The organism is Roseobacter cerffii (assembly GCF_054226325.1).
In genome coordinates this window covers 2,318,820-2,340,490 of sequence record NZ_CM135757.1, presented here as the reverse complement: position 1 = coordinate 2,340,490, position 21,671 = coordinate 2,318,820, and the positions used below count along the sequence as shown (strand labels likewise).

Here is a 21,671-nt window from a genome sequence, read left to right as displayed (position 1 = left end):
ATTATCCCTCCAAGACTTTTTCCGCGGCGGCAATGGCGGCGTCGGCATTGGCCGCATCCTTCGCGCCGCCTTGCGCCATATCGGGCCGGCCGCCCCCGCCCTTACCGCCGAGCTCCGCCACGGCGGCCTTCACCACGTCGACAGCCGAGATTTGATCCGTCAGGTCTGTTGTCACGCCTGCGGCGACCGCAGCCTTGCCATCGGCATCGGCGATTAGCAGCACCGCGCCACGACCCAACTTGTCTTTGAATTGGTCTACGAGCGCGGGCAGATCCTTGCCTGTCACGCCCGAGAGCACCTGCGCCATAAAGGGGATGCCCGCGATCTCGCGCGTTTCAGGCGTGCCGGATGTGCCGCCACCGGCCATCGCCAATTCGCGCCGCAGCTGGGCCACTTCGTTTGTGAGGGCACGCCGCTCGTCGAGGAGCGCGCGGACACGGTCGGGCACGTCAGACGCCTGAGCCTTGAGGTCCGTGGCCACTTCGGCGAGGCGGTGGTCCTGCGCGCGCAGGTATTGCATCGCAGCCGCCCCGGTGAGCGCTTCGATCCGGCGCACCCCGGCACTGCTGGCGCTGTCGCCGAGGGTGACGAAGGCGCCGATGTCGCCGGTCTGGCGCACATGGGTGCCGCCGCAGAGCTCCAGCGAATAGGTCTCGCCATCGCTGCCCTTGCCCGAACCGGGCTGGCGGCCCATCGAGACGACGCGCACCTCATCGCCGTACTTCTCGCCGAAGAGCGCCTGGGCGCCGAGCGCGCGGGCGTCATCCGGCGTCATGATGCGGGTTTCGACCGGGCCGTTCTGACGGATGTAGGCGTTCACATCCGCTTCGACCTGCGCGAGGTCTTCGAGGCTGAGCGCCTGGGTGTGGCTGAAGTCAAAGCGCAGGCGGTCCTCGGCATTGAGCGAGCCACGCTGCGCGACATGATCGCCCAGAGCCTCGCGCAGCGCTTCATGCAGCAGGTGCGTTGCGGAGTGATTGGCGCGGATCGCGGTGCGCCGGGCGTGATCGACCTCGAGCACCGCAGCCTCGCCGGTCTTGATCGTTCCGTCTGTGACCGTCGCGATATGGATAAAGACATCAGCGGTCTTGCGGGTGTCGGTGATCTTTGCGGTGCCATCCGGGGTCCGGATCACACCGCTGTCGCCTACCTGCCCCCCGCTTTCAGCGTAGAATGGACTCTGGTTCAGGGCGATCTGAACGGTGTCTCCGGCGGCAGCGGTGGATACCTCTTTGCCGTCTTTCACAAGAGCGACGATCTGGCCTTCGGCAGTCTCGGTGTCATAGCCGAGAAAATCGGTGGTGCCGTGCTGGTCGGCTACATCGAACCAGATGGTGGCGTCCGCCGCCTCACCTGAGCCGGACCACGCGGCGCGGGCCTTGGCCTTCTGTTCGGCCATGGCGGCGTCGAAGCCGTCGGTATCCACGGCACGGCCCTTTTCGCGTAAGGCGTCCTGGGTGAGGTCGAGCGGGAAGCCGTAGGTGTCATAGAGTTTGAAGGCGGAGGCGCCGGGCAAATCCGCGCCGTCGGGGAGATCGGCAAGCTCTTCGTCGAGCAGCTTCAGGCCGCGGTCGAGCGTCTGGCGGAAGCGCGTTTCTTCCTGCAACAGCGTCTGTTCGATCATGCTCTGCGCCTGGCCAAGTTCCGGATAGGCAGCACCCATCTTCTGCACCAGCGAGGGCACCAGCCTGTGCATCAGGGGGTCCTTGGCGCCGAGCAGATGCGCGTGCCGCATGGCGCGGCGCATGATGCGGCGCAGGACATAGCCGCGCCCGTCGTTCGACGGCATCACCCCATCGGCCATCAGGAAGGAGGTCGAGCGCAGGTGGTCGGCGATCACGCGGTGGTGGGTCTTGCCGGGGCCATCTGGGTCAGTGCTGGTGGCATCGGCGGACGCCTCGATGAGCGCGCGCATCAGGTCCGTGGCGTAGTTATCATTCGTGCCCTGCAAGAGTGCGGCCACGCGCTCGATCCCCATGCCGGTGTCGATGGATTGGGCGGCGAGATCGCGACGGGTGCCATCCTCGAACTGCTCGTACTGCATGAAGACGAGGTTCCAGATCTCGACGAAGCGGTCGCCATCCTCTTCCGGGCTGCCGGGAGGACCACCCCAGATGTGGTCACCGTGATCATAGAAGATCTCGGTGCAAGGGCCGCAGGGGCCAGTCGGACCCATCATCCAGAAGTTGTCATTTGTGGCGATGCGGATGATCCGGTCTTCCGGCACGCCGACCTTCTTCCAGATCTCGGCCGCCTCGTCATCGGTGTGATAGATGGTGACGTAGAGGCGCGATTTGTCGATGCCCAGATCACCCGTCACGAGGCTCCATGCGAAGGCAATCGCCTCATCCTTGAAGTAGTCGCCGAAGCTGAAATTCCCCAGCATTTCGAAGAAGGTATGGTGACGCGCGGTGTAGCCGACGTTGTCGAGATCGTTGTGCTTGCCGCCCGCGCGGACGCATTTCTGGGCCGTCGTCGCGCGCTTGTAGTCGCGCGTTTCCACTCCGGTGAAGAGGTTCTTGAACTGCACCATGCCGGAATTGGCGAACATCAGCGTGGGGTCGTTGCGCGGCACCAGCGGGCTCGACGGGATAACCGCGTGACCCTGCTTGTCGAAAAAGGACAGGAAGGTGGAGCGGATATCGTTCAGCGTTTGCATCGCAGTGGCCCTTAAGCGTGAGGTTAGCTTGGCTGAGATAACCCGGTGGTTCGCGGCTGTCCACGGCGATTGCGAACGAAAACAGGGCCGCCGTGTGGGCCGCCCTGTGTCCGGAGTGATTTTTGCGCTGGGATTGCGCGACGGGTGAAGGTGCGTTCTACGCTTCGAGGATGTCGTCGTCTTCTTTGCGCTCGTGCTCGGGCATGTCGAAATCGAGCCCATGTGCGGCGCGGATCTTGTCCTCGATCTCCAGCGCCATCTGCTCGTTCTCGCGCAGGAAGCTTTTGGCGTTCTCTCGCCCCTGCCCGATGCGCTCGTCGCCATAGCTGAACCAGGAGCCGGATTTGTCCACGACACCCGCGGCGACGCCCAGATCGAGCAGCTCGCCCATCTTGGAAATCCCCTCGCCGTACATGATGTCGAATTCCACCTGCTTGAAGGGCGCGGCGACCTTGTTTTTCACGACTTTCACGCGGGTGTGGTTGCCCACGACCTCGTCGCGATCCTTCAGCGCGCCGATGCGGCGGATGTCGAGGCGGACGGAGGAATAGAACTTAAGCGCATTGCCGCCCGTGGTGGTTTCTGGTGAGCCGAACATAACACCGATCTTCATGCGGATCTGGTTGATAAAGATCACCATGCAGTTGGAGCGGCTGATGGAGCCCGTCAGCTTGCGCATCGCCTGGCTCATCAGGCGGGCCTGCACGCCGACGGAGCTGTCGCCCATGTCACCTTCCAGCTCGGATTTCGGTGTCAGAGCGGCCACAGAGTCGACGATGACCATGTTCACAGCACCAGAGCGGACCAGCGTGTCGGTGATCTCGAGCGCCTGCTCGCCGGTGTCGGGCTGGCTGATCAGCAGCTCATCGAGATCGACGCCGAGCTTCTTGGCATAGGTTGGGTCGAGCGCATGCTCGGCATCGACAAAGGCGCAGACGCCGCCCGCCTTCTGTTGCTCGGCGACGCAGTGCAGTGTCAGGGTTGTTTTGCCCGAGCTTTCCGGCCCGTAGATCTCCACAATGCGGCCCATGGGCAGCCCGCCGATACCAAGCGCGATATCGAGGCCGAGCGACCCGGTCGAGCTGGCCTTGATGTCCTGCACCGCGCCTTCGGTGCCCAGCTTCATGATCGAGCCCTTGCCGAATTGGCGCTCGATCTGCGCCAGTGCGGAATCAAGCGCCTTCTGCTTGTCTGCTGTCTTCTTGCTGTCCATGCTCAATAAATCTGCCGTTGCCATTTTCGCTTCCTCTTAGTGTCACACTTCGCGAAACACGGCAATCCGGGCCAGCGTTTCGTATTGTGATGTTCTCATTGTGTTCCTTATGAGATCAAAAAGAGAACATTTCAATCAAAATTTCACGAATTGATAGTCTGCCGAATCTGGTTAAAGACTGGTTTAAGGACACGTGTTTTGGGCGGCCGCACGCGCAACGAGAAAGAATATCATTCTGGAACAGCGTCTTGCGAGGGGAGGTGAGCATCTCTGGCGGATGTATCGGAGGCCGCTTTGTGGCGGTGATCGCCTGAGATATCTGAGATGAAGCCAGCGCGGATCGCGGGCGCTCAGTGCAGCTGTTGGTGCACGGTGTCCGTCAGATCATTCAGAGAAAACGGTTTTGGCAGGAAGACCGAGTTCGGAATCTTGATCTGGGTCTCGCCGAAGCTGTCTTCGGCGTAGCCCGAGACGAAGACCACGCGCACGCCGGGACGGTCTTTTAGCGCCTTGCGGACCCAACTGGGGCCGTCCATGCCGGGCATCACCACATCGGTCACAAAAACATCGACGTTCAGCGAGGAATCCTCCAGCGTCTTGAGGGCAGCTTCGGCAGAATCGGCTTCGAGCACGGTATAACCGCGCAACCGCAAGGCGCGGCTGGCGAAGGCGCGCACGGGAGCTTCGTCCTCGACCAGAAGGATCACGCCATCGCCGTGTTTCGGCGCCGGTGCTGGCTTTTCCTCGCGCGGCGCCGGTGCCGTGACTTCGGACGGCTCCAGCACCGGGAAGTACAGCGTGAAACAGGTCCCTGAGCCAACGGTGCTGTCGACAAAGATGTAGCCGCCGGTCTGTTTGATAATCCCGTAAGCGGTGGAGAGACCGAGGCCGGTGCCCTCGCCGGTGCGCTTGGTGGTGAAGAAAGGCTCGAAGACCTTCTGCAGCTTGTCCGAGGGGATGCCCACGCCATCGTCAGACACCTGCACGGTCACGTAGCGCCCGGGCGGCACGCGCACCCGGTCGCGTTCCAGTGGCTCTTCGAGGTCGGTGCATTCGGTCACGATCCGGATTTGACCGCCCTGTGGCATCGCATCGCGGGCGTTCACTACGAGGTTCATCAACACCTGCTCGAGCTGCCGTTTGTCGGCGCGGATCGGCTCCAGAACGGGGTCGTGGCTGAGGGTCAGCGTGATCTTTTCGCCCACCAGCCGGTTCAGCAGATGTGTGAGGTCCGACAGGGTATCCCGCATGTCGAGTGTCTCGGGTCGCAGCGTCTGCTTGCGCGAGAAGGCGAGAAGCTGGCCAACCAGTGCCGCGGCGCGATTGGCGTTCTGGTTGATCTGCACAAGATCACTGAAGTCTGGATCGCCTTGGTCGTGGCGCAGCAGCAGCAGATCGCAGTGCCCCGAAATCGCGGTGAGCAGGTTGTTGAAGTCATGCGCGACGCCGCCAGCCAATTGCCCGATGGCCTGCATCTTCTGGCTCTGCACGAATTGCGCTTCCAGCGATTTCAACTCGGTTGCGTCGTTGAGCACCGCGATCAGCGCAGGCTTGCCATCTTCGGTCACGCGGTTGAGCGTGACTTGCACGAAGACCTCTTTGTCGGTCCGCTTGAGGCGCAGAAACTCGGATTGCTGCGGGCCCCGCCCGGCCAAAGTCTCGGCCAACCAATCAGTGATTGAGCGCCCCAGACCTTCCATCAGATCGGAGAGCGGCACCTTGTCCTTCAAGCCCACGCCGATCAGGCCGGCGGCGAGGCGGTTATAGGCCTGCACATCTCCTTTCTGGCCGATCTTCAGGAGCGGCACCGGCAGGTCCTGGAAGACGTTCCAGCCATCCTTCGACATGGTCTCGACGCCCGGCGGCAGCAGATAGAGCGCGCGGCGCCCGGCCCCGGCGTCCATCTCGCAAATCCGCACGCGGGTGAGACCGTTGGCGCCGGAAATGTCGCAGACCGTGCCCGAGACGACGGGCAGCTGTTCAAAGAGACGGTCGAGCGTCTTCACGCGCCCACCGGCAATCTTGCGCGCCTGTTCGTTCATATAGAGCACCGCGTTCGTGCGACCGACGAGGATCATCGGCAATGCGGGCCCTTCGGTGGCCTGCGCCGCGGCGGGCACGTCCTCGAGGCGCCACAGATACATCTCTTCGCCCGCCTGATGCACGGCGAGCCGAATGTGGCCGCGCCGGGTGACGAGATCCTCGCGTGCGGCGCCATCCTGATCGGCGCGGGACTGAAGGCGGAAAACGATCCCGCTGGGGTTGGCGAGTGTGTTTTTCAGGGTGCTGCTGATGGTCGGATCAAGGTCCTTGTCGAACCGTTTCTGGGCTGAGAGGTTGGCCGAGAGGATCTCTCCCTGCGGATCGACCAGGAAGCTGGGCGACGAATCGTTGAAGATGAAATCCGAAAGCGTGCTTACAGCCGCCGCGCGTCGTTTCAGGTGACGCTGTGCAATCGCCATCAGAATGCAGCAGATCGCCAGCAGCGACAGGCACCCGGCAAAGAGCGCGCGGCGGGCGGTCAGATCGGTGGTCGCAAGCGCCAAAACTCCAAGCAGAACAGCGATTAACACCAATGTACCAAGCCGCTTTTGTGCGCTCACGGCAAAATGTGTCAGCTTGGAGGAAGTGAGTGCGCCGCGCGACAAATTCAGGCTCCCAGACGGTTCGAATCGTTCCTGCAACTACACGCCTGATTGCTTAATCTAGGCTTAACCACGTCGGGCGTTGCTCGCAGAGGTTGAGTATCGTCAGAGTTTAACGCGCGTCAAGTGTGCTGTGAAAAAACCGTCGCCGTGTTGCTGAACGTCAATGCGGCGCTGAAAGCAGCAGCGCCAGTCGGGCTGGCGAGACAGAAAGGCGGCGACCCGGTCCTCGTTTTCGCACTTAAGCACGGAGCAGGTCGCATAGGCGAGCGTGCCGTCAGGGCCGACCAGCTTGGTGGCCGCATGGAGAATGTCATCCTGGATTGTCGTCAATTCCGACAATCGCTCGGGCGTCAGCGCCCACTTGCCGTGGGGCGCGCGCCGCCATGCACCGCTGCCGGAACAGGGCGCGTCGCAGAGCACGATGTCGAAGGGGGCTTGTTGCTCTAGCGTCGCGGCGTCGAGTTGGGGGATGCTGGCCCCTGCCCTCTCAGCACGCGCTGGCAGGTCTTTCATCCGCGCGGGTGCGGCGTCATGGGCAAAGACCGTGCGGCCCGCCGCCTCCATGGCAAGCGACTTGCCACCGCCTCCCGCGCAGTAGTCCAGGCAGCGGGCGCCGTTGGGCAAAGCCGCGACAACGGCTTGGGAGGCGGCATCCTGCAGTTCGATCCAGCCATCCTGGAATGGGCGCGATTGCGTCACGCGACGGGCGCCCTCTGTGACGGTCAGCGCCGTGTCGCAGAGCGGGTTCAGGCTCGTGGCGATTCCATCGGCCTTCAGCGCCTCCTGTGCCATGGCGCGTGTCGCCCTACTGGTGTTGACGCGCAGCGTGATGGGCGCGCGGGTCTGTAAAGCGAGTGCGGTCGCTTCGGCCTGTGGGCCGAGGCTCTCGGTCAGCTCCGATACCAGCCAATCCGGCAGGTTCCATCGCACGCCAATCGGAGCATCCGAGGACGGCGCGTTCGCCTCCTGCTCGGACAGCGCTGCGGGCGCGTGACCTTCGCCAGTGAAGAGCTGAGCGGGGTCGAGAGCCTCCTCGCGCAACAAGCCGATCATCACCGCGCGCCCGTTTGTGCCACCTCCGGCGGCCCCCGCCGAGCGTAACCGGCGCAAGGCGTCGAAGACATGGTCACGGATGGCTGCGCGGTCCTTCGATCCGGCAAAGCGGCTGCGCCGGGCCCATTGGGTCAGGGCCTGTTCCGCGGCGGCGCCTGCCGAAATCGTGTCGAGTATTTCGATTGCCGCGGCCACCCGCGCCCCCGGGGTCATGGGGCCACCTCACCCAACCAAACGCAGCGACGCGCCATCACCCCACCCGGTAATTCGGGCTCTCGCGGGTGATCTGCACATCATGCACATGGCTCTCCTTGAGCCCGGCGCCGGTGATCTTCACGAACTGGCAGTTGCTGCGCATCTCATCGACCGTGGCGCAACCGGTGTAGCCCATGGCTGCACGCAGGCCTCCGACCAGCTGGTGAACGACAGCGGCAGCGCTGCCCTTGTAGGCCACCTGCCCTTCGATGCCCTCCGGTACCAGCTTGTCGCTGGCGGCGTCCTTCTGGAAATACCGATCCGCCGAGCCGCTTGCCATGGCACCGAGCGATCCCATGCCGCGATAGCTTTTGAAGCTGCGGCCTTGGTAGAGAATGACTTCGCCGGGAGATTCATCCGTGCCCGCGATCATGCTTCCCACCATCGCGCAGGAGGCCCCGGCCGCGATGGCCTTGGCAAAATCGCCGGAAAACTTGATACCTCCATCTGCGATGACCGGTGTGTCTCCGGCGGCTGCCGCACAGTCTATGATGGCGGTGAGCTGCGGCACGCCGACGCCCGCGACCATGCGCGTGGTACAGATCGACCCCGGCCCGATCCCGACCTTCACAGCATCGGCGCCCGCGTCGATCAGCGCGCGTGTGGCCTCGCCGGTCGCGACATTTCCCGCGACAATCTGCACCTCGTTCGAGAGCGCCTTGGCGCGGCGCACGGCAGCGGCCACGCCTTCGGAATGCCCATGTGCCGTGTCGATCACGATCATGTCGACGCCCGCATCCACCAGCGCTTCGGAGCGCTCAAAACCCGCGTCACCTACGGTCGTCGCGGCGGCGACGCGAAGGCGGCCAAGGCCGTCCTTACAAGCCGTCGGGTTCAGCACGGCCTGTTCGGTGTCTTTCAGCGTCAACAAGCCGGTGAGCTTGCCGCCCTTGTCGGTGATCAAGAGCTTTTCGATGCGGCGGGCCTTCATCAGGCTGATCGCCTCTTCGCGGTCTGCAGGCTCGTGCAGGATCGCGAGATTGTCGGAGGTCATCATCACCGAGACCGGCGTGTCATCATCGGAAGCGAAGCGCATATCGCGATTGGTCACGATACCCACGACGCGGCCCTTCTCATCCACCACCGGGAAGCCGGTGACGCGGTAGCGGTCCTGCAGCGCCTTGGCATCGGCCAGGGTCTGATCGGCGCGCAGGGTGATCGGGTTGTAGACGATGCCGCTCTCGAAGCGTTTCACGCGGCGGATCTCGCGCGACTGCTCTTCGATGCTGAGATTGCGGTGCACCACGCCGATGCCGCCTGCCTGCGCCATGGCGATGGCCATGCGGCCTTCGGTGACCGTATCCATCGCCGAGCTCAGCAGCGGAATGTTCATCGAAATTGCCCGGGTCACCCGCGTCCGGGTGTCTGCGGTGGACGGCAGCACAGAGGAGGCGCCGGGCACCAGCAGCACATCATCAAAGGTGAGAGCCTCACGAATCTCCATTAGCATACCTCGCGCGCGGAGTGTCTCATTTGGCAGTTTCCTATTTCACGCGTCGGCGAAAATGAAAAGGGCAAAATCGGGCGCGGGCGCGAACCGGCGGGCATTGCCAAACCCGTGTGCGGGTTTCAAGGTCACCGGGCGCAGAGACAGGCGGAGGGCGGAATGGCAGAACACGGGTATGACAGCGGCAGGCTTGATCTGCCGTTTGTGGGGATTTCTACCTTCGGCAAGCGGCCTTACGTGTCGGATTGGGGGGCGATCTCGGCGGAGGTGGCGATCCTCGGGGCGCCCTTCGATGCGGGCACGCAGTGGCGCGCGGGTGCGCGGTTCGGCCCGCGGGGCGTGCGCGAGGCCTCGACGCTGTTCAGCTTTGGGCATGCAGGCGCCTACGATCACGAAGATGATGCGACCTATCTGCCCGCGGCTGTCCGCATCGTGGATATTGGTGACGCCGACATCGTGCATACGGATACCGAGGCGAGCCACGCGAATATCGAGGTTGGCGTGCGGGCGATCCTGCGCGCGGGCGCCCTGCCCGTGGTGATTGGCGGTGATCACTCGGTGAATATCCCTTGCATCCGGGCCTTCGGTGGGCCGGATTATACGGGGCGTCCATTCCATATTCTGCAGATCGACGCGCATCTGGATTTTGTCGACGAGCGGCATGGCGTGCGACACGGGCATGGCAACCCGATGCGGCGTGCGGCGGAGCAGCCCTATGTCACCGGGCTGAGCCAGGTGGGCATCCGCAATGTCAGTTCCACCGCGCGGGAAGGCTATGAAGATGCGCGAGCCATGGGATCGCAGATCATCTCGGTGCGGCAGGCGCGCAAGATGGGACCGTCCGGGGTGATCGGGACCATACCCGAGGGCGCGCCGGTCTATGTGACCATCGATATCGACGCTTTCTGCCCTTCGATCGCACCCGGCACCGGCACGCCGAGCCACGGCGGGTTTCTCTACTATGAAGTGCTGGAGATGCTACAAGCGCTCGCCAAGCGGCATGAGGTGGTGGGGATCGATCTGGTCGAAGTGGCCCCCGACTATGACCCATCGGGGTCCACCGCCATCCTTGCTGCACAGCTTCTCCTGAACACGCTCGGCTTCATCTTTCATGCGCGGCAGCAGGTCTGATCCTTGGGCCGTTCAACGCATGTTCATAATCGTTATGACAAATACAGGCGGGCAATGCCGCGCTCGGCATATTAAGTGACGCAGATCAGTATGAGCACGGGCGGTGCCACGGTAAGCTCCGCCCAAAGGTCAAGAACAGGTGTGACGATAAGATGAGCAGTGATCCCCTTGTGGTCTTTACCCCCTCGGGCAAACGGGGGCGGTTTCCGACCGGTACGCCGATCCTGACAGCAGCGCGGCAGCTGGGGGTGGACCTCGACTCCGTCTGTGGCGGGCGTGGTATCTGTTCGAAATGCCAGATCACGCCGAGCTATGGCGAATTCTCGAAACATGGGGTGACAGTTCGGGAGGACGCGCTGTCGGAGTGGAATAGCGTTGAGGCGCGGTACGACGAGAAGCGCGGGCTGGCCAAGGGGCGCCGCCTGGGCTGTCAGGCGACGGTACAGGGCGATGTGGTCATCGACGTGCCGCCCGAAAGCCAAGTGCACAAACAAGTGGTGCGCAAGCGGGCCGAGGCGCGGGAAATCCTGCTCGACCCCTCCACCAAGCTTTTCTATGTCGAGGTGGAAGAACCCGACATGCACGACCCCTCGGGCGATCTGGAACGCCTGCGCGCCGCGCTCAAGAGCCAATGGGGCCTGCGCAAGGTCACGGCCGACCTGCATATTCTGCAGTCGATGCAGCCAATCCTGCGCAAGGGTGAGTGGAAGGTGACCGTTGCGGTCCACTTGGGCGACAAGGAAAACCGCCCGCGCATCATGAATATTTGGCCGGGGTATTATGACGGCACGGTTTACGGGCTGGCGGTCGACCTTGGCTCGACCACCATCGCAGCGCATCTCTGTGATCTGCAGACCGGCGAGGTGCTGGCCTCCTCGGGCGTGATGAACCCGCAGATCCGCTTTGGCGAGGACCTGATGAGCCGGGTCTCATATTCCATGATGAATGCCAAGGGCGCGGAAGAGATGACCCGCGCGGTGCGCGAGGGCATGTGCGGGCTCTTCACCCAGATCGCGGCGGAGGCGGAGATCGACAAGGAGCTTATTGTCGATGCCGTCTTTGTCTGCAATCCGGTCATGCACCACCTGCTGCTGGGCATTGACCCTTTTGAGCTGGGCCAGGCACCATTTGCCTTGGCGACCAACAACGCGCTGCGGCTGCGCGCGGATGATCTAGAGTTGAACATCCACCCCTCGGCGCGGATTTACCTGCTGCCCTGCATCGCCGGGCATGTGGGCGCAGATGCCGCCGCTGTCGCCCTATCCGAGGCGCCGGATAAGTCGGACGATCTGGTACTGGTTGTGGATGTGGGCACCAATGCGGAGATTCTGCTGGGGAACAGAGAAAAGGTGCTCGCCTGCTCCTCGCCCACCGGGCCCGCCTTTGAAGGGGCCCAGATCAGCTCCGGTCAGCGCGCGGCCCCGGGGGCCATCGAGCGGGTCGAGATCGATCCTGCGACGAAAGAGCCGCGCTTCAAGGTGATCGGCTCTGATCTGTGGTCGGACGAAGACGGTTTTGACGCGATGATCGCCACGACCGGTGTGACCGGCATCTGCGGCTCGGGCATCATCGAAATGGTGGCCGAGATGCGTATCCACGGCATCGTGGATGCACCGGGGCTGATCGGCTCACCCGAGCAGACCGGCACGGAGCGATGCTTCCAGGACGGGCGCACCTACTCCTACCTGCTCTATGACGGCACCGAGGCGGGCGGGCCGAAGATCACCATCACGAACCGTGATATCCGTGAAATCCAGATGGCGAAGGCGGCGCTCTACTCTGGTGCGCGGCTGTTGATGGACAAGTTCGGTGTCGACAAGGTGGACCGCGTCGTGCTCGCGGGTGCGTTCGGCGCGCATATCTCAACCAAGCATGCCATGGTGCTGGGGATGATCCCCGATGCGCCGCTCGACAAGGTGACCTCCGCTGGGAACGCGGCAGGGACCGGTGCGCGCATCGCCCTTCTCAACACCGGCGCGCGAGCCGAAATCGAGGCGACGGTGCGGGCGATCCATAAGGTCGAGACCGCGATTGAGCCGCGCTTTCAGGAGCATTTCGTGAATGCCTCAGCGATCCCGAATGCCGTCGAGCCCTTCCCCATTCTCAATTCCATCGTGACACTGCCCGAGACCACCTTTAACACAGGTAGCAGCGGCACGGATGCCACCAGCGGCGGGCGCCGCAGGAGGCGCCGGGCATGACCCAGGACAACAGCGAACAGGCGGATTTCTGGACAGCGCAAGCTGGCCCGAAATGGGTGGAGCAGCAGGAACTGCTAGATGCGCTCATGCAGCCCGTGCTGGATGGCGTCCTGTCACGCGCACCTTTGACATCGGGCGACAGCTTGCTGGACATCGGCTGCGGCACCGGCGCCAGCACCTTGCAGGCGGCGGATATGGTCGGAGAGCGTGGACATGTGCTCGGTGCGGATATCTCGCCGACCATGCTCGATTTGGCCCGAAGCCGCGCCGGGGCTCGGACCAACATCGCCTTTGCCGAAGCGGACGCGGCGCATCATGTTTTCAACGATCAACGCTTCGATCATATGATCTCGCGTTTTGGGGTGATGTTCTTTGCGAAGCCTGAAGCGGCCTTTGCCAATATTCTGAGCGGCTTGAAGCCCGGAGCTCATGTGACTTTCGCGTGCTGGGGCGCTTTCCCGAACAATCCGTGGTTTGGCCTTGCCGTCCAGGCTGCCAAGGAGGTGTTGGGCGCGCCGCCGAGCGTGGACCCGGATGAACCGGGCCCCTTCGCCTTCCGCGAGACCGCGCGCGTGCGGGGCATTCTTTCAAAGGCAGGCTTTGACCGCATCGAGGCCGAGACCGTGGAGATCGCCCTCACGCCGCCCGGAACACGCGCCGACGTCGCAGAGATGGCGACGAGCATTGGCCCCGCGGCGCGGACGGTGGAGTACTTCCAGGGCAGCGCCGCCGATAGTGCGGCAATCACTGCCAAGGTCGAGGAAGCACTCCGCCCGTTCGAGACGCCCGAGGGCGTGCGGGTGCCCGCCGAGATCAATTTCTTCAGCGCGCGCCGTCCAGACATGTGATGGGCCTTGACCCGCTCCGGCGAAAGAATTACGCCGAGCGCTGAGCGCGGGTATGGTGAAAAGGTATCACGCGAGCTTCCCAAGCTTAAGTTACGGGTTCAATTCCCGTTACCCGCTCCACAGCCGTTTGAAGCTCCAATCAGTCCAGCGCGAATGTGAGGCCGAAGGCCAGCACGCCATCGGTCGATTGACCGTCTGCCGGGAGCAGTTGCGCAAAGAAGTTGCGGTAGCGGGCCTGCAGACCGATCAGCGGGACCACGTTACCGATGGAGTGGTCAAAGCGGTCCCCCTCGCCCGGGTAGATCGCCAGACCGGCGAAGGCGCCGACCTCGAATTCGGTTGCCACCTCAATATCGTATCCGATCGAGATAAGTGGCGAGACGTTGGAGTAGCTATTCTGGAAAACGCCGACCGTATAGTCGAAGGTCGGGCCTTCCCACGTCAGGAAGACACCCGGATTGAACTCGCGAAAGTCTTCCTGAGCATCGAAATGCTCTGACCCCAGCAGGATCGAGAGCCGGTCAGGGCCGGCGAGCGCAGTGGTCGGAAGGGCTGCGGCAAGGATCAGGGCATGCAGTTTCATCGCGTGTCTCCGGCAAAGGGCGTTAAATCTAGGGTTGAACCCCTTCTAAGCCTTTTTTGCCGGATGTGGGTTAAAACTGCCTTACCCGGTCAGGATGTTCGCGAAAGTGGCGCGCAGGTCACGCTTCAGGACCTTGCCGGTCGCATTGCGCGGCAGGGTTTCGACGAACACGGCGGTGTCAGGCGTCTGCCACTTGGCGATCTTGCCGTCGAAGATCGACAGCACATCGGCAGGCGCGGGGTCGCAGCCCTGCGCTTTCACGGCCACCAGGACGGGGCGTTCGCCCCACTTCGGATGCGGCGCGCCGATCACAGCGGCATCGGCCAGTTCCGGATGCGCGATCGCAATGTTCTCGAGCTCCACCGAGCTGATCCATTCGCCGCCGGACTTGATGATGTCTTTGGCGCGGTCACGGATGGTCAGGTAGCCGTCGGGGTCAATCGTTGCGATGTCACCGGTGTTGAACCAGCCGTCCTGCAGGGTTTCGTCGCGGCTCATGTGAAAATACGCGTCGAGAATGAAATGCCCGCGCACCAGCAACTCGCCTTGCGTTTGCCCGTCGTGGGGCAGCGGCGCGCCTGAGGTGTCGACGATTTTCAATTCGACACCCCAGGGCGGACGGCCCTGGTTCTCACGCAGCAGGTGCCGCGCATCGGCGTCTAGATCGAGGTGCTTGGCCAGGGGCTGGTTGACCGAGCCGATGGGCGACATTTCGGTCATACCCCAGGCGTGCAGCGTTTCCACGTCATAGCGATCACGGAAGGTGGCGATCATTGAAGGTGGGCAGGCCGAGCCCCCCACAACCGTGCGTTTGAGCGATGCGAGCGCGCTTCCCGTGCGCTCGGCCTCTCCGAGAAGACCCTGCCAGATGGTCGGCACACCCAGAGCGATGGACACCCGATGCGTGTCGATGAGCTGGACAAGTGAGGCGCCGTCGAGGCCCGGGCCCGGCAGCACCATGCGCGCGCCGACCACCGCGCAGGCATAGGGCGTGCCCCAAGCGTTGACATGAAACATCGGAACCACGGTCAGCACCACATCCATCGCTGAAAAGCCGAGGCTGTCGGACAGGTTGCAAGCGAGGCTGTGCAGCACCGTGGAGCGGTGCGAGAACAGCACCCCCTTCGGATGCCCGGTGGTGCCGGAGGTGTAGCAGAGGCTCGAGGCGGTCTGTTCATCGAAACTCGGCCAGTCGAAGTCACACGCGCCCTCGGCCAGAAGATCGTCATATGCGATGAGCTCCGGCAAAGTCTCGGCCGCCGCGCCGGTCTCCGCCTCCAGAAGCACAATGAGTTTAACGCTCTTGAGCTCTTCACGCAGGCTGGCCACCAGCGGCACAAAGGTGCTGTCGATGAACAGCACCTCGTCCTCGGCGTGGTTGATGATGTAGACGAGCTGCTCCGGAAACAGCCGAGGATTGATCGTGTGGCAGACAAAGCCGCCGCCCGAGACGCCGAAGTAAATCTCGAGGTGCCGCCTATTGTTCCACGCGATGGTACCACAGCGCGCCTGAGGCCCGAGCCCGCGTGCCGTGAGGGCGGATGCAAGCCGCCGCGCGCTGCGGGCCACCTGCCCCCATGTTGTGACCTCGCTCCCCCCACCGGTGTTGATCGACACGATCTCGGTGTCGCCGTGGTAGCGTGCGGCATGGTCGATCAGGCCTGAAATCAAAAGCGGCGCGGTCATCATTTGGCCGAGCATTGTTCTCTCCTGCTTTTGCTGCGCCGACCACCCTGCAATGACGCCGGGACGCTGGCAAGGCTTGGCAAAATGCGCGCCACTTCGTAAGGGACGGCCATGGACTTGCGTTATCACACCCCGCTCTCCCCCGAAGTTCAGCTGGAGCTTGGCCTCGACCCGGTGGCGCCGCTGGCCATGGCGGACCGCGTGCGGTTTTCCGAGCTCGACGTGCTCAACCACGTCAACAATGCCGTTTACATGCAGTGGTTCGAGCGGTTGCGGATCAGATATACGCAGGACTGGGGCGTGTCGCGGTACCTGGGGTCCGCTGAAGACCCGCGGATCGTGATCCGCTCAGGACAGATCCACTATCGCAAAGAGATGCTGATGGACGAGGATTACGTGGTGACCTGTGGCTGCACGGCCTTTCGCACCACCTCCTTCTCGCTGACGCAGACCCTTTGGTCAGGTGGCACGCTGCGCGCGACGTTTGACTGCGTGCTGGTGCTGCTGACCAGCGATGGCGCGGGGCGCTTTTCGATACCCGCAGAGCTGCGCCAGAGGTTCATCGAGGTGGACGGCGCGCAGGATGAGGCGGGGTGACCAAGGGTGGCCTGAAGCCCACCCAACCCGCCTGCACAAACGGTGCGACTGACAGGTAGGGTGGGCTTCAGGCCACCCTTTGCTAGGCTTGATGACGGTGAATAAAATCGACGAGCTGAGCTGTTGAGCCGTCCTTATCGCTGGCATCCGTCTCGCCTTCGACAACGGGCTGCAAGGAGGTCGCCAGTTCCTTGCCCAGCTCGACCCCCCATTGATCGTAGGAGTTGATCCCCAAGACGACCCCCTCAACAAACACCCGGTGTTCGTAGAGCGCGATGATCTGACCCAAGGTGAACGGGTCGAGCTTGGGGTAGACCAGCGTTGTAGACGGGCGGTTGCCTGCAAAGACCCGGTGCCGCGCCTGGCGCTCAAGCTCTGCACCCGTGAACCCGGCCGCGGTCATCTTCGCGCGCGCTTCCTCGAGGTCGCGCCCTCGCATCAAGGCTTCTGATTGCGCCAGGCAATTGGCGATCAGCAGGTGATGATGATGCGCCAGCTCAGGCTCGTGCCCCTCGGCGGCAATCATGAATTCACAGGGCACCACGCGCGTGCCCTGATGGATGAGTTGGTAAAAGGCGTGCTGGCCATTGGTGCCCGCAGCCCCCCAGACAATCGGCCCACTTGCGGCGGTCACCGGGGCCCCATCCATCTGGACCCCTTTCCCGTTTGATTCCATCTCAAGCTGCTGCAGGTAGTCCGGCAGTCGCGCCAACCGCTGATCGTAAGGCAGCACCGCTCGGCTTGCGTGGCCGCACACCTGCGCGTGCCAGATGCCGACGAGCGCCAGCAGGACGGGCAGGTTCTCCTCCCATGCCGCGGATTTGAAGTGCTGGTCCATCGCCTGCCCGCCGCGCAGGAATGCGTCAAACCCTTTGGGCCCAATCGCGATCATCAGTGAGAGGCCAATCGGCCCCCACATGGAGTATCGCCCGCCGACCCAATCTTCGAAGCCGAACACCCGTTCGGCTGGAATGCCGAAGTCGCGGGTTTTCTCTTCCGCCGTGCTCAGGGCGGCGAATTGGCTGGTCGGGTCACCACCGTGCTCGTGCATCCAGGCCTTGGCAGTGCGGGCGTTGGTCATGGTTTCGATAGTGGTGAAGGTCTTAGAGGCCACGATCACCAGCGTCGTTTTGGCATCAAGCCCGCCGAGCGTGTCGGCGATATGCGCCCCGTCGACATTCGAGACAAAATGGCAGCGCGGGCCATCGTGGTAGGGTGCCAGCGCCTGCACCGCCATCGCGGGCCCAAGGTCCGAGCCGCCAATGCCGATGTTCACCACATCGGTGATTGCGCTCTCACGGACATGGTTGGCATAGACGCGCATGCGGTCGAGGGTATCGAGCACGCCGGGCATCACGTCGTATCCATCGACGAAGACAGGCCCGCCATCGAGATTGCGCAGCGCCGTATGCAGCACCGCGCGCCCTTCCGTGTCATTGATCGGTGCGCCGGAGAACATCGCCGCGCGCTTGCCGTCGACATCCGCCGCGTCGAGCAGATCGATCAGCGCCGCGCGTGTTTCGGTGTCGATGTTCGTCTTGGAATAGTCGAACAGCATGTCCCCGGTCTGCGCCGAAAAATCCCCGGCGCGCCGCGGGTCGTCAAAGAGAGACAGGATTGACCGCGCGGCGGTCTCTGTGTGCTGCTCGGCAAGCGTGTCCCACTGAGGTGTCAGGCGGCCCAATGTACGGTCCCTCCGGAAATGACAGCAGCGATAGGCGCCTCTGCCGGTGGCAGCGATTGCGCCTTCTCAAAAGCAGCGCGCTTGTCCTCGCCGAAGATCACCAGATGCTTGTCCATCGCACCATCGAGCGCAGGCGCGCTGAGCGTAATGCGGGCTTCTGGCTGATCCGCCGGGGCAATCGCGCAGACCAGCGGTGCATCCCGCGCCATTGCTGCGTCCGCACCGGGCGCGCCGGGAAAGAGCGAGGCGGTGTGCATATCCGCGCCCATGCCCAGAAGCAGCACCGAGATGGGCATCTCACCCGCCAGATCAGCAGCGACCTGCGGTGCAGCCTCCTCGGCACTCATGCCGTCGCGATAGAAGGAGATGAACTTTGCCGCCGACGCATTTCCGGTGAGCAGACGTGATTTCACAAGCCCCGCGTTAGAGCGCGCGTGATCTTCGGGCACCCAGCGCTCATCGGTCAGCATTACATGCACCCGGTCCCAGTCAATCTCGACCGAGCTCATCGCATCGAAAATCGGGCCCGGTGTTGTCCCCCCAGGCACCGCAAAGCTGGCGAATTCGTGCTGGAGAAGGCATTTGCGCAAATCGCTGGTGATCGCATGGGCGACGTTCATGATGGCCATGTCGCGATCCGCGTTTTCGTTGAATATCATGGGGTCACCTCTCGCCAGTCCCGATCGTCACGACGCATCAGCTGAGCGGCGGCATCCGGCCCCGCGCTGTGGCTGTCGTAAGGCTTGGGCACATCGCCGCGATTTGTCCAGCCTTCGATGATCGGATCGGTCCAGGCCCAGGCCGCTTCGACCTCGTCACCCCGCATGAAGAGGGTCTGGTTGCCGCGGATCACATCCATGATAAGCCGTTCATAGGCATCGACATTTTCGGCGCCATCCGGCCCCAGCGCGTCGGCGAAGGTCATGTCGAGCGGCACGTCGATGAGCCGCATTCCGCCGGGGCCGGGCTCCTTGATGGTCACGCCGAGCTTGATGCCCTCATTGGGCTGCAGGCGGATCGAGAGCACGTTGCGATGCCGCCCCGCCTCTTCTCCAAAGATCGAATGCGGTGTGTCTTTGAAGACAATAGAAATCTCGGAAGACCGCGCCACAAGGCGTTTGCCGGTGCGCAAGTAAAACGGGGTGCCCGCCCACCGCCAATTGGCGATATGGGTCTTCATCGCGATGAAGCTTTCGGTCTTCGATTTCGGATTTTCGACGGCGGTGCGATAGTTGGGGAGGGTTTCGGGATCGTCAGGATCGGCGTCATACTGGCCGCGCACGATGTGGTGCGGCTCGACCGGCTCCAAGGCCCGGATCACCTTGAGCTTTTCATCGCGCACCGCGTCCGGATCGAACCGCGCCGGTGGCTCCATCGCAATCAGACACAGAAGCTGCATCAGGTGGTTCTGGACCATATCGCGCATGGCCCCCGACTTATCGTAGTATTCCCCGCGCCCGCCCACACCGACGGTTTCAGCAACGGTGATTTGGATGTGATCGACAAACTGGCTGTTCCAGAGCGGCTCGAACAGCATGTTGCCAAAGCGCACCGCCATCAGGTTCTGAACGGTTTCTTTGCCAAGGTAATGGTCGATCCGGTAAATTTGGCGTTCGTCGAAGAAGGCCGCGAGGTCCTGGTTGAGCTGGCGCGCGGTCGTAAGGTCGCGACCAAAGGGTTTCTCAACCACAATGCGGCTGTCGTCATCGGTCAGCCCGTGGCTGTTCAATCGCTCCGCAAGATCGCCAAAGAGACCAGGTGCGACCGAGAAATAGAAGGCGCGCACCACTTTGCGGCGCATCTTTTCGGCCAATGCGCGCCAACCGTTTTCGCCCCGCGCGTCAATTGCCACGTAAGACAGGTTTTCGAGAAACGCGGCGAGCTTGTCCGTATCGACCTCGGCCCCTCCGCTGAATTCGCCGATCGCCTCGCCGATCATCTCGCGATAGCCTGCATCATCCATCTCGGCCCGCGCGGCGCCGATGACCCGCGCCTCCGCTGGCATCTGGCCCGCGCAATAGCGGCGGAACAGACCGGGCAGAATCTTGCGCCGGGCCAGATCGCCAGTGCCGCCAAAAATCACGAGATCGAAGGGATCGACCGGAATAACGCGCGAGACCATAAGTGTTCTTCCTGGAGTATGGGCGCATCGGCCACGGTTTATGTTAGCGCAAACATGCCTTGAATAAAACCCGATCACAAGAGCGTGCAGGTTGGCGACAACCTGTTTTCTTGCCTTTACCTATCCCCTAGCACACATTCACGGCAACAGGCACGCAAGGACCACCCCGCAATGAAAGATCTGGCACCGGCCAATGCAGGCAAATTCATCGACCCCAACGTGACGGCCAAAGGTGAACCGCGTGCGACAGTTGCCCTGACAGCGCCCAAGACGCTGTGGTTCAACACCGGGACGCTCTGCAACATCGAGTGCTTGAACTGCTATATCGAAAGCAGCCCGTCGAATGACCGGCTGGTTTACATCACCGCCGATGAGGTCACGGACTATCTGGACCAGATCGAAGAGCGCGCCTGGCCGATCAGCGAGATTGCCTTTACCGGCGGCGAGCCGTTCATGAACCCCGAGATGATTGAGATGGCACGCCGCGCCCTCGCGCGGGGCTACGAGGTGCTGATCCTGACCAATGCAATGCGGCCGATGATGCGGCGGAAGATGCAGGAGGGGTTGAAGGAGATCAACGCCGCCTACCCTGGCAAGCTCACCCTGCGCGTATCGGTTGATCATTATGACGCGAAGCTGCACGACGCCGAACGCGGTGTTGGAGCGTTTGAGAAGACGCTGCAGGGGATGAAATGGCTGCGGGACAACAGCCTGCGCATGGCCGTGGCAGGCCGGTCCGTCATGGCGCACAGCGACGCGGAGAGCCGGGCGGGATATGCGGCGTTCTTTGCCGAGCATGGTTTCGAGATCGATGCGCAGGACCCGGGCATGACCGTGCTCTTTCCCGAGATGGACGAGAGCGTGGAGGTGCCTGAGATCACGACCGCTTGTTGGGGCATTCTGAACAAGTCGCCCGACGCGCTGATGTGCGCGTCCTCACGGATGGTGGTCAAGCGTAAGGGCGCGGACCAGCCGGCGGTATTGGCCTGCACTCTGTTGCCCTATACGCCGGAGTTCGAGCTTGGCAACACGCTCGCGGATGCCGAAGGGGCCGTGGCGCTGAACCACCCGCATTGCGCCAAGTTCTGCGTGCTCGGCGGGGCGAGCTGTTCGGCCTGAGCCTCAGTGCAGGGTAAACTCGCCTGTCACGTTGCGCCATTCTCCGGGGCTGATCATCTTGCGATGGGTGAAACGCACAGAATGCAGCGGGCCTTCGATCTCTGACTGCCAGAAGTCGACGAATTCAAAGAGCCGCGGATGGTCCGGCGCGATGTCGTACTCCTGCCAGATGAAAGTATTGAGCACATGCGTGTAGTCTGGCATGCGATAGAAAAATTCGGCCGTGGTCAGGCCGTATCCTTTCAGCATCAATTCGGTCTCAGACAAGGGCATAGTGTGTCCTCACAACTGGTTAACGGGTCCAGCATGGCAGGATCAAATTACTTTTCAATGAAAACAGTGTGTTATCACTTGGGTGTCGCGGCTGCCAAATGGATCGGAACTGAGGGATTGCACCTTATATGTCCCCTCTGATAGAGTTAATC

At 62.8% G+C, this 21,671-nt stretch carries 16 protein-coding genes and 1 tRNA gene; 6 read left to right on the top strand and 11 right to left on the bottom strand.

The genetic code is table 11. The features are described from left to right. Window position 1 precedes the first annotated feature (1 nt). From alaS to guaB, 5 genes are all read right to left on the bottom strand, one after another. Window positions 2-2,659, bottom strand: a complete 2,658-nt coding sequence (gene alaS / locus ACVC7O_RS11290) for an alanine--tRNA ligase (protein WP_458322233.1) — start codon at window positions 2,657-2,659, stop codon at window positions 2-4. Window positions 2,660-2,816: 157 nt separating this feature from the next. Next, on the bottom strand, window positions 2,817-3,896 hold the full coding sequence (gene recA / locus ACVC7O_RS11285) for a recombinase RecA (RefSeq protein ID WP_458322232.1): 1,080 nt from the start codon (window positions 3,894-3,896) through the stop codon (window positions 2,817-2,819). A 326-nt stretch (window positions 3,897-4,222) separates the two neighbouring features. After that, window positions 4,223-6,475, bottom strand: a complete 2,253-nt coding sequence (locus tag ACVC7O_RS11280) for an ATP-binding protein (protein ID WP_458322231.1) — start codon at window positions 6,473-6,475, stop codon at window positions 4,223-4,225. A 147-nt stretch (window positions 6,476-6,622) separates the two neighbouring features. After that, window positions 6,623-7,786: an RsmB/NOP family class I SAM-dependent RNA methyltransferase gene (locus ACVC7O_RS11275; RefSeq protein WP_458322230.1), complete on the bottom strand. Its 1,164-nt coding sequence runs from the start codon at window positions 7,784-7,786 to the stop codon at window positions 6,623-6,625. Window positions 7,787-7,823: 37 nt separating this feature from the next. Beyond that, the gene (guaB, locus tag ACVC7O_RS11270) at window positions 7,824-9,272 is read right to left on the bottom strand and encodes an IMP dehydrogenase (RefSeq protein ID WP_458322229.1); all 1,449 of its coding nucleotides are present in this window, start codon (window positions 9,270-9,272) and stop codon (window positions 7,824-7,826) included. A gap of 162 nt (window positions 9,273-9,434) precedes the next feature. Between guaB and speB the strand changes: the two genes are divergently transcribed. The 4 genes from speB to ACVC7O_RS11250 all read left to right on the top strand — a co-directional run bounded on the left by speB (window position 9,435) and on the right by ACVC7O_RS11250 (window position 13,575). Further along, window positions 9,435-10,406, top strand: a complete 972-nt coding sequence (speB, locus tag ACVC7O_RS11265) for an agmatinase (protein ID WP_458322228.1) — start codon at window positions 9,435-9,437, stop codon at window positions 10,404-10,406. Between the two features lie 152 nt (window positions 10,407-10,558). After that, window positions 10,559-12,607: an ASKHA domain-containing protein gene (locus tag ACVC7O_RS11260; RefSeq protein WP_458322227.1), complete on the top strand. Its 2,049-nt coding sequence runs from the start codon at window positions 10,559-10,561 to the stop codon at window positions 12,605-12,607. Continuing rightward, a complete protein-coding gene (locus ACVC7O_RS11255) occupies window positions 12,604-13,455 on the top strand; it encodes a class I SAM-dependent methyltransferase (protein WP_458322226.1) in 852 nt (283 codons plus the stop codon). The genes ACVC7O_RS11260 and ACVC7O_RS11255 overlap by 4 nt, the downstream gene beginning before the upstream one ends. A gap of 46 nt (window positions 13,456-13,501) precedes the next feature. Further along, window positions 13,502-13,575: transfer RNA gene (locus tag ACVC7O_RS11250), tRNA-Gly, on the top strand. 19 nt (window positions 13,576-13,594) lie between these two features. Here the strand turns inward: ACVC7O_RS11250 and ACVC7O_RS11245 are convergent. Together ACVC7O_RS11245 and ACVC7O_RS11240 are read right to left on the bottom strand one after the other, a co-directional pair. Continuing rightward, window positions 13,595-14,038, bottom strand: a complete 444-nt coding sequence (locus tag ACVC7O_RS11245; RefSeq protein WP_458322225.1) for a hypothetical protein — start codon at window positions 14,036-14,038, stop codon at window positions 13,595-13,597. Between the two features lie 81 nt (window positions 14,039-14,119). Then, entirely contained in the window at window positions 14,120-15,739 is a 1,620-nt protein-coding gene (locus ACVC7O_RS11240; protein WP_458322224.1) for a long-chain fatty acid--CoA ligase, read from the bottom strand. Between the two features lie 96 nt (window positions 15,740-15,835). Between ACVC7O_RS11240 and ACVC7O_RS11235 the strand changes: the two genes are divergently transcribed. After that, a complete protein-coding gene (locus tag ACVC7O_RS11235; RefSeq protein WP_458322223.1) occupies window positions 15,836-16,321 on the top strand; it encodes an acyl-CoA thioesterase in 486 nt (161 codons plus the stop codon). A gap of 82 nt (window positions 16,322-16,403) precedes the next feature. Here ACVC7O_RS11235 and pgi read toward each other — a convergent pair whose 3' ends face one another. From pgi to zwf, 3 genes are read right to left on the bottom strand one after another with little or no spacing between them, the layout of a single operon-like run. Next, window positions 16,404-17,996: a glucose-6-phosphate isomerase gene (gene pgi / locus ACVC7O_RS11230; RefSeq protein WP_458326081.1), complete on the bottom strand. Its 1,593-nt coding sequence runs from the start codon at window positions 17,994-17,996 to the stop codon at window positions 16,404-16,406. Continuing rightward, complete coding sequence (gene pgl, locus ACVC7O_RS11225) at window positions 17,993-18,664, bottom strand: 6-phosphogluconolactonase (RefSeq protein ID WP_458322222.1); 672 nt, start codon at window positions 18,662-18,664, stop codon at window positions 17,993-17,995. The genes pgi and pgl overlap by 4 nt, the downstream gene beginning before the upstream one ends. Beyond that, entirely contained in the window at window positions 18,661-20,127 is a 1,467-nt protein-coding gene (gene zwf / locus ACVC7O_RS11220; RefSeq protein WP_458322221.1) for a glucose-6-phosphate dehydrogenase, read from the bottom strand. The genes pgl and zwf overlap by 4 nt, the downstream gene beginning before the upstream one ends. Window positions 20,128-20,298: 171 nt before the next feature. Between zwf and ACVC7O_RS11215 the strand changes: the two genes are divergently transcribed. Beyond that, on the top strand, window positions 20,299-21,246 hold the full coding sequence (locus tag ACVC7O_RS11215) for a radical SAM protein (protein WP_458322220.1): 948 nt from the start codon (window positions 20,299-20,301) through the stop codon (window positions 21,244-21,246). A 3-nt stretch (window positions 21,247-21,249) separates the two neighbouring features. Here ACVC7O_RS11215 and ACVC7O_RS11210 read toward each other — a convergent pair whose 3' ends face one another. Continuing rightward, complete coding sequence (locus ACVC7O_RS11210) at window positions 21,250-21,519, bottom strand: usg protein (RefSeq protein WP_458322219.1); 270 nt, start codon at window positions 21,517-21,519, stop codon at window positions 21,250-21,252. Window positions 21,520-21,671 lie beyond the last annotated feature (152 nt).

Bases quoted from the DNA above. Each gene is read 5' to 3' on its own strand.
- ACVC7O_RS11245 (WP_458322225.1), bottom strand. From the start codon at position 14,038: ATGAAACTGCATGCCCTGATCCTTGCCGCAGCCCTTCCGACCACTGCG.
- speB (WP_458322228.1), top strand. From the start codon at position 9,435: ATGGCAGAACACGGGTATGACAGCGGCAGGCTTGATCTGCCGTTTGTG.
- guaB (WP_458322229.1), bottom strand. From the start codon at position 9,272: ATGGAGATTCGTGAGGCTCTCACCTTTGATGATGTGCTGCTGGTGCCC.
- alaS (WP_458322233.1), bottom strand. From the start codon at position 2,659: ATGCAAACGCTGAACGATATCCGCTCCACCTTCCTGTCCTTTTTCGAC.
- ACVC7O_RS11210 (WP_458322219.1), bottom strand. From the start codon at position 21,519: ATGCCCTTGTCTGAGACCGAATTGATGCTGAAAGGATACGGCCTGACC.
- ACVC7O_RS11235 (WP_458322223.1), top strand. From the start codon at position 15,836: ATGGACTTGCGTTATCACACCCCGCTCTCCCCCGAAGTTCAGCTGGAG.
- ACVC7O_RS11255 (WP_458322226.1), top strand. From the start codon at position 12,604: ATGACCCAGGACAACAGCGAACAGGCGGATTTCTGGACAGCGCAAGCT.
- zwf (WP_458322221.1), bottom strand. From the start codon at position 20,127: ATGGTCTCGCGCGTTATTCCGGTCGATCCCTTCGATCTCGTGATTTTT.
- ACVC7O_RS11275 (WP_458322230.1), bottom strand. From the start codon at position 7,786: ATGACCCCGGGGGCGCGGGTGGCCGCGGCAATCGAAATACTCGACACG.
- ACVC7O_RS11260 (WP_458322227.1), top strand. From the start codon at position 10,559: ATGAGCAGTGATCCCCTTGTGGTCTTTACCCCCTCGGGCAAACGGGGG.
- ACVC7O_RS11215 (WP_458322220.1), top strand. From the start codon at position 20,299: ATGAAAGATCTGGCACCGGCCAATGCAGGCAAATTCATCGACCCCAAC.
- pgl (WP_458322222.1), bottom strand. From the start codon at position 18,664: ATGATATTCAACGAAAACGCGGATCGCGACATGGCCATCATGAACGTC.
- ACVC7O_RS11240 (WP_458322224.1), bottom strand. From the start codon at position 15,739: ATGCTCGGCCAAATGATGACCGCGCCGCTTTTGATTTCAGGCCTGATC.
- recA (WP_458322232.1), bottom strand. From the start codon at position 3,896: ATGGCAACGGCAGATTTATTGAGCATGGACAGCAAGAAGACAGCAGAC.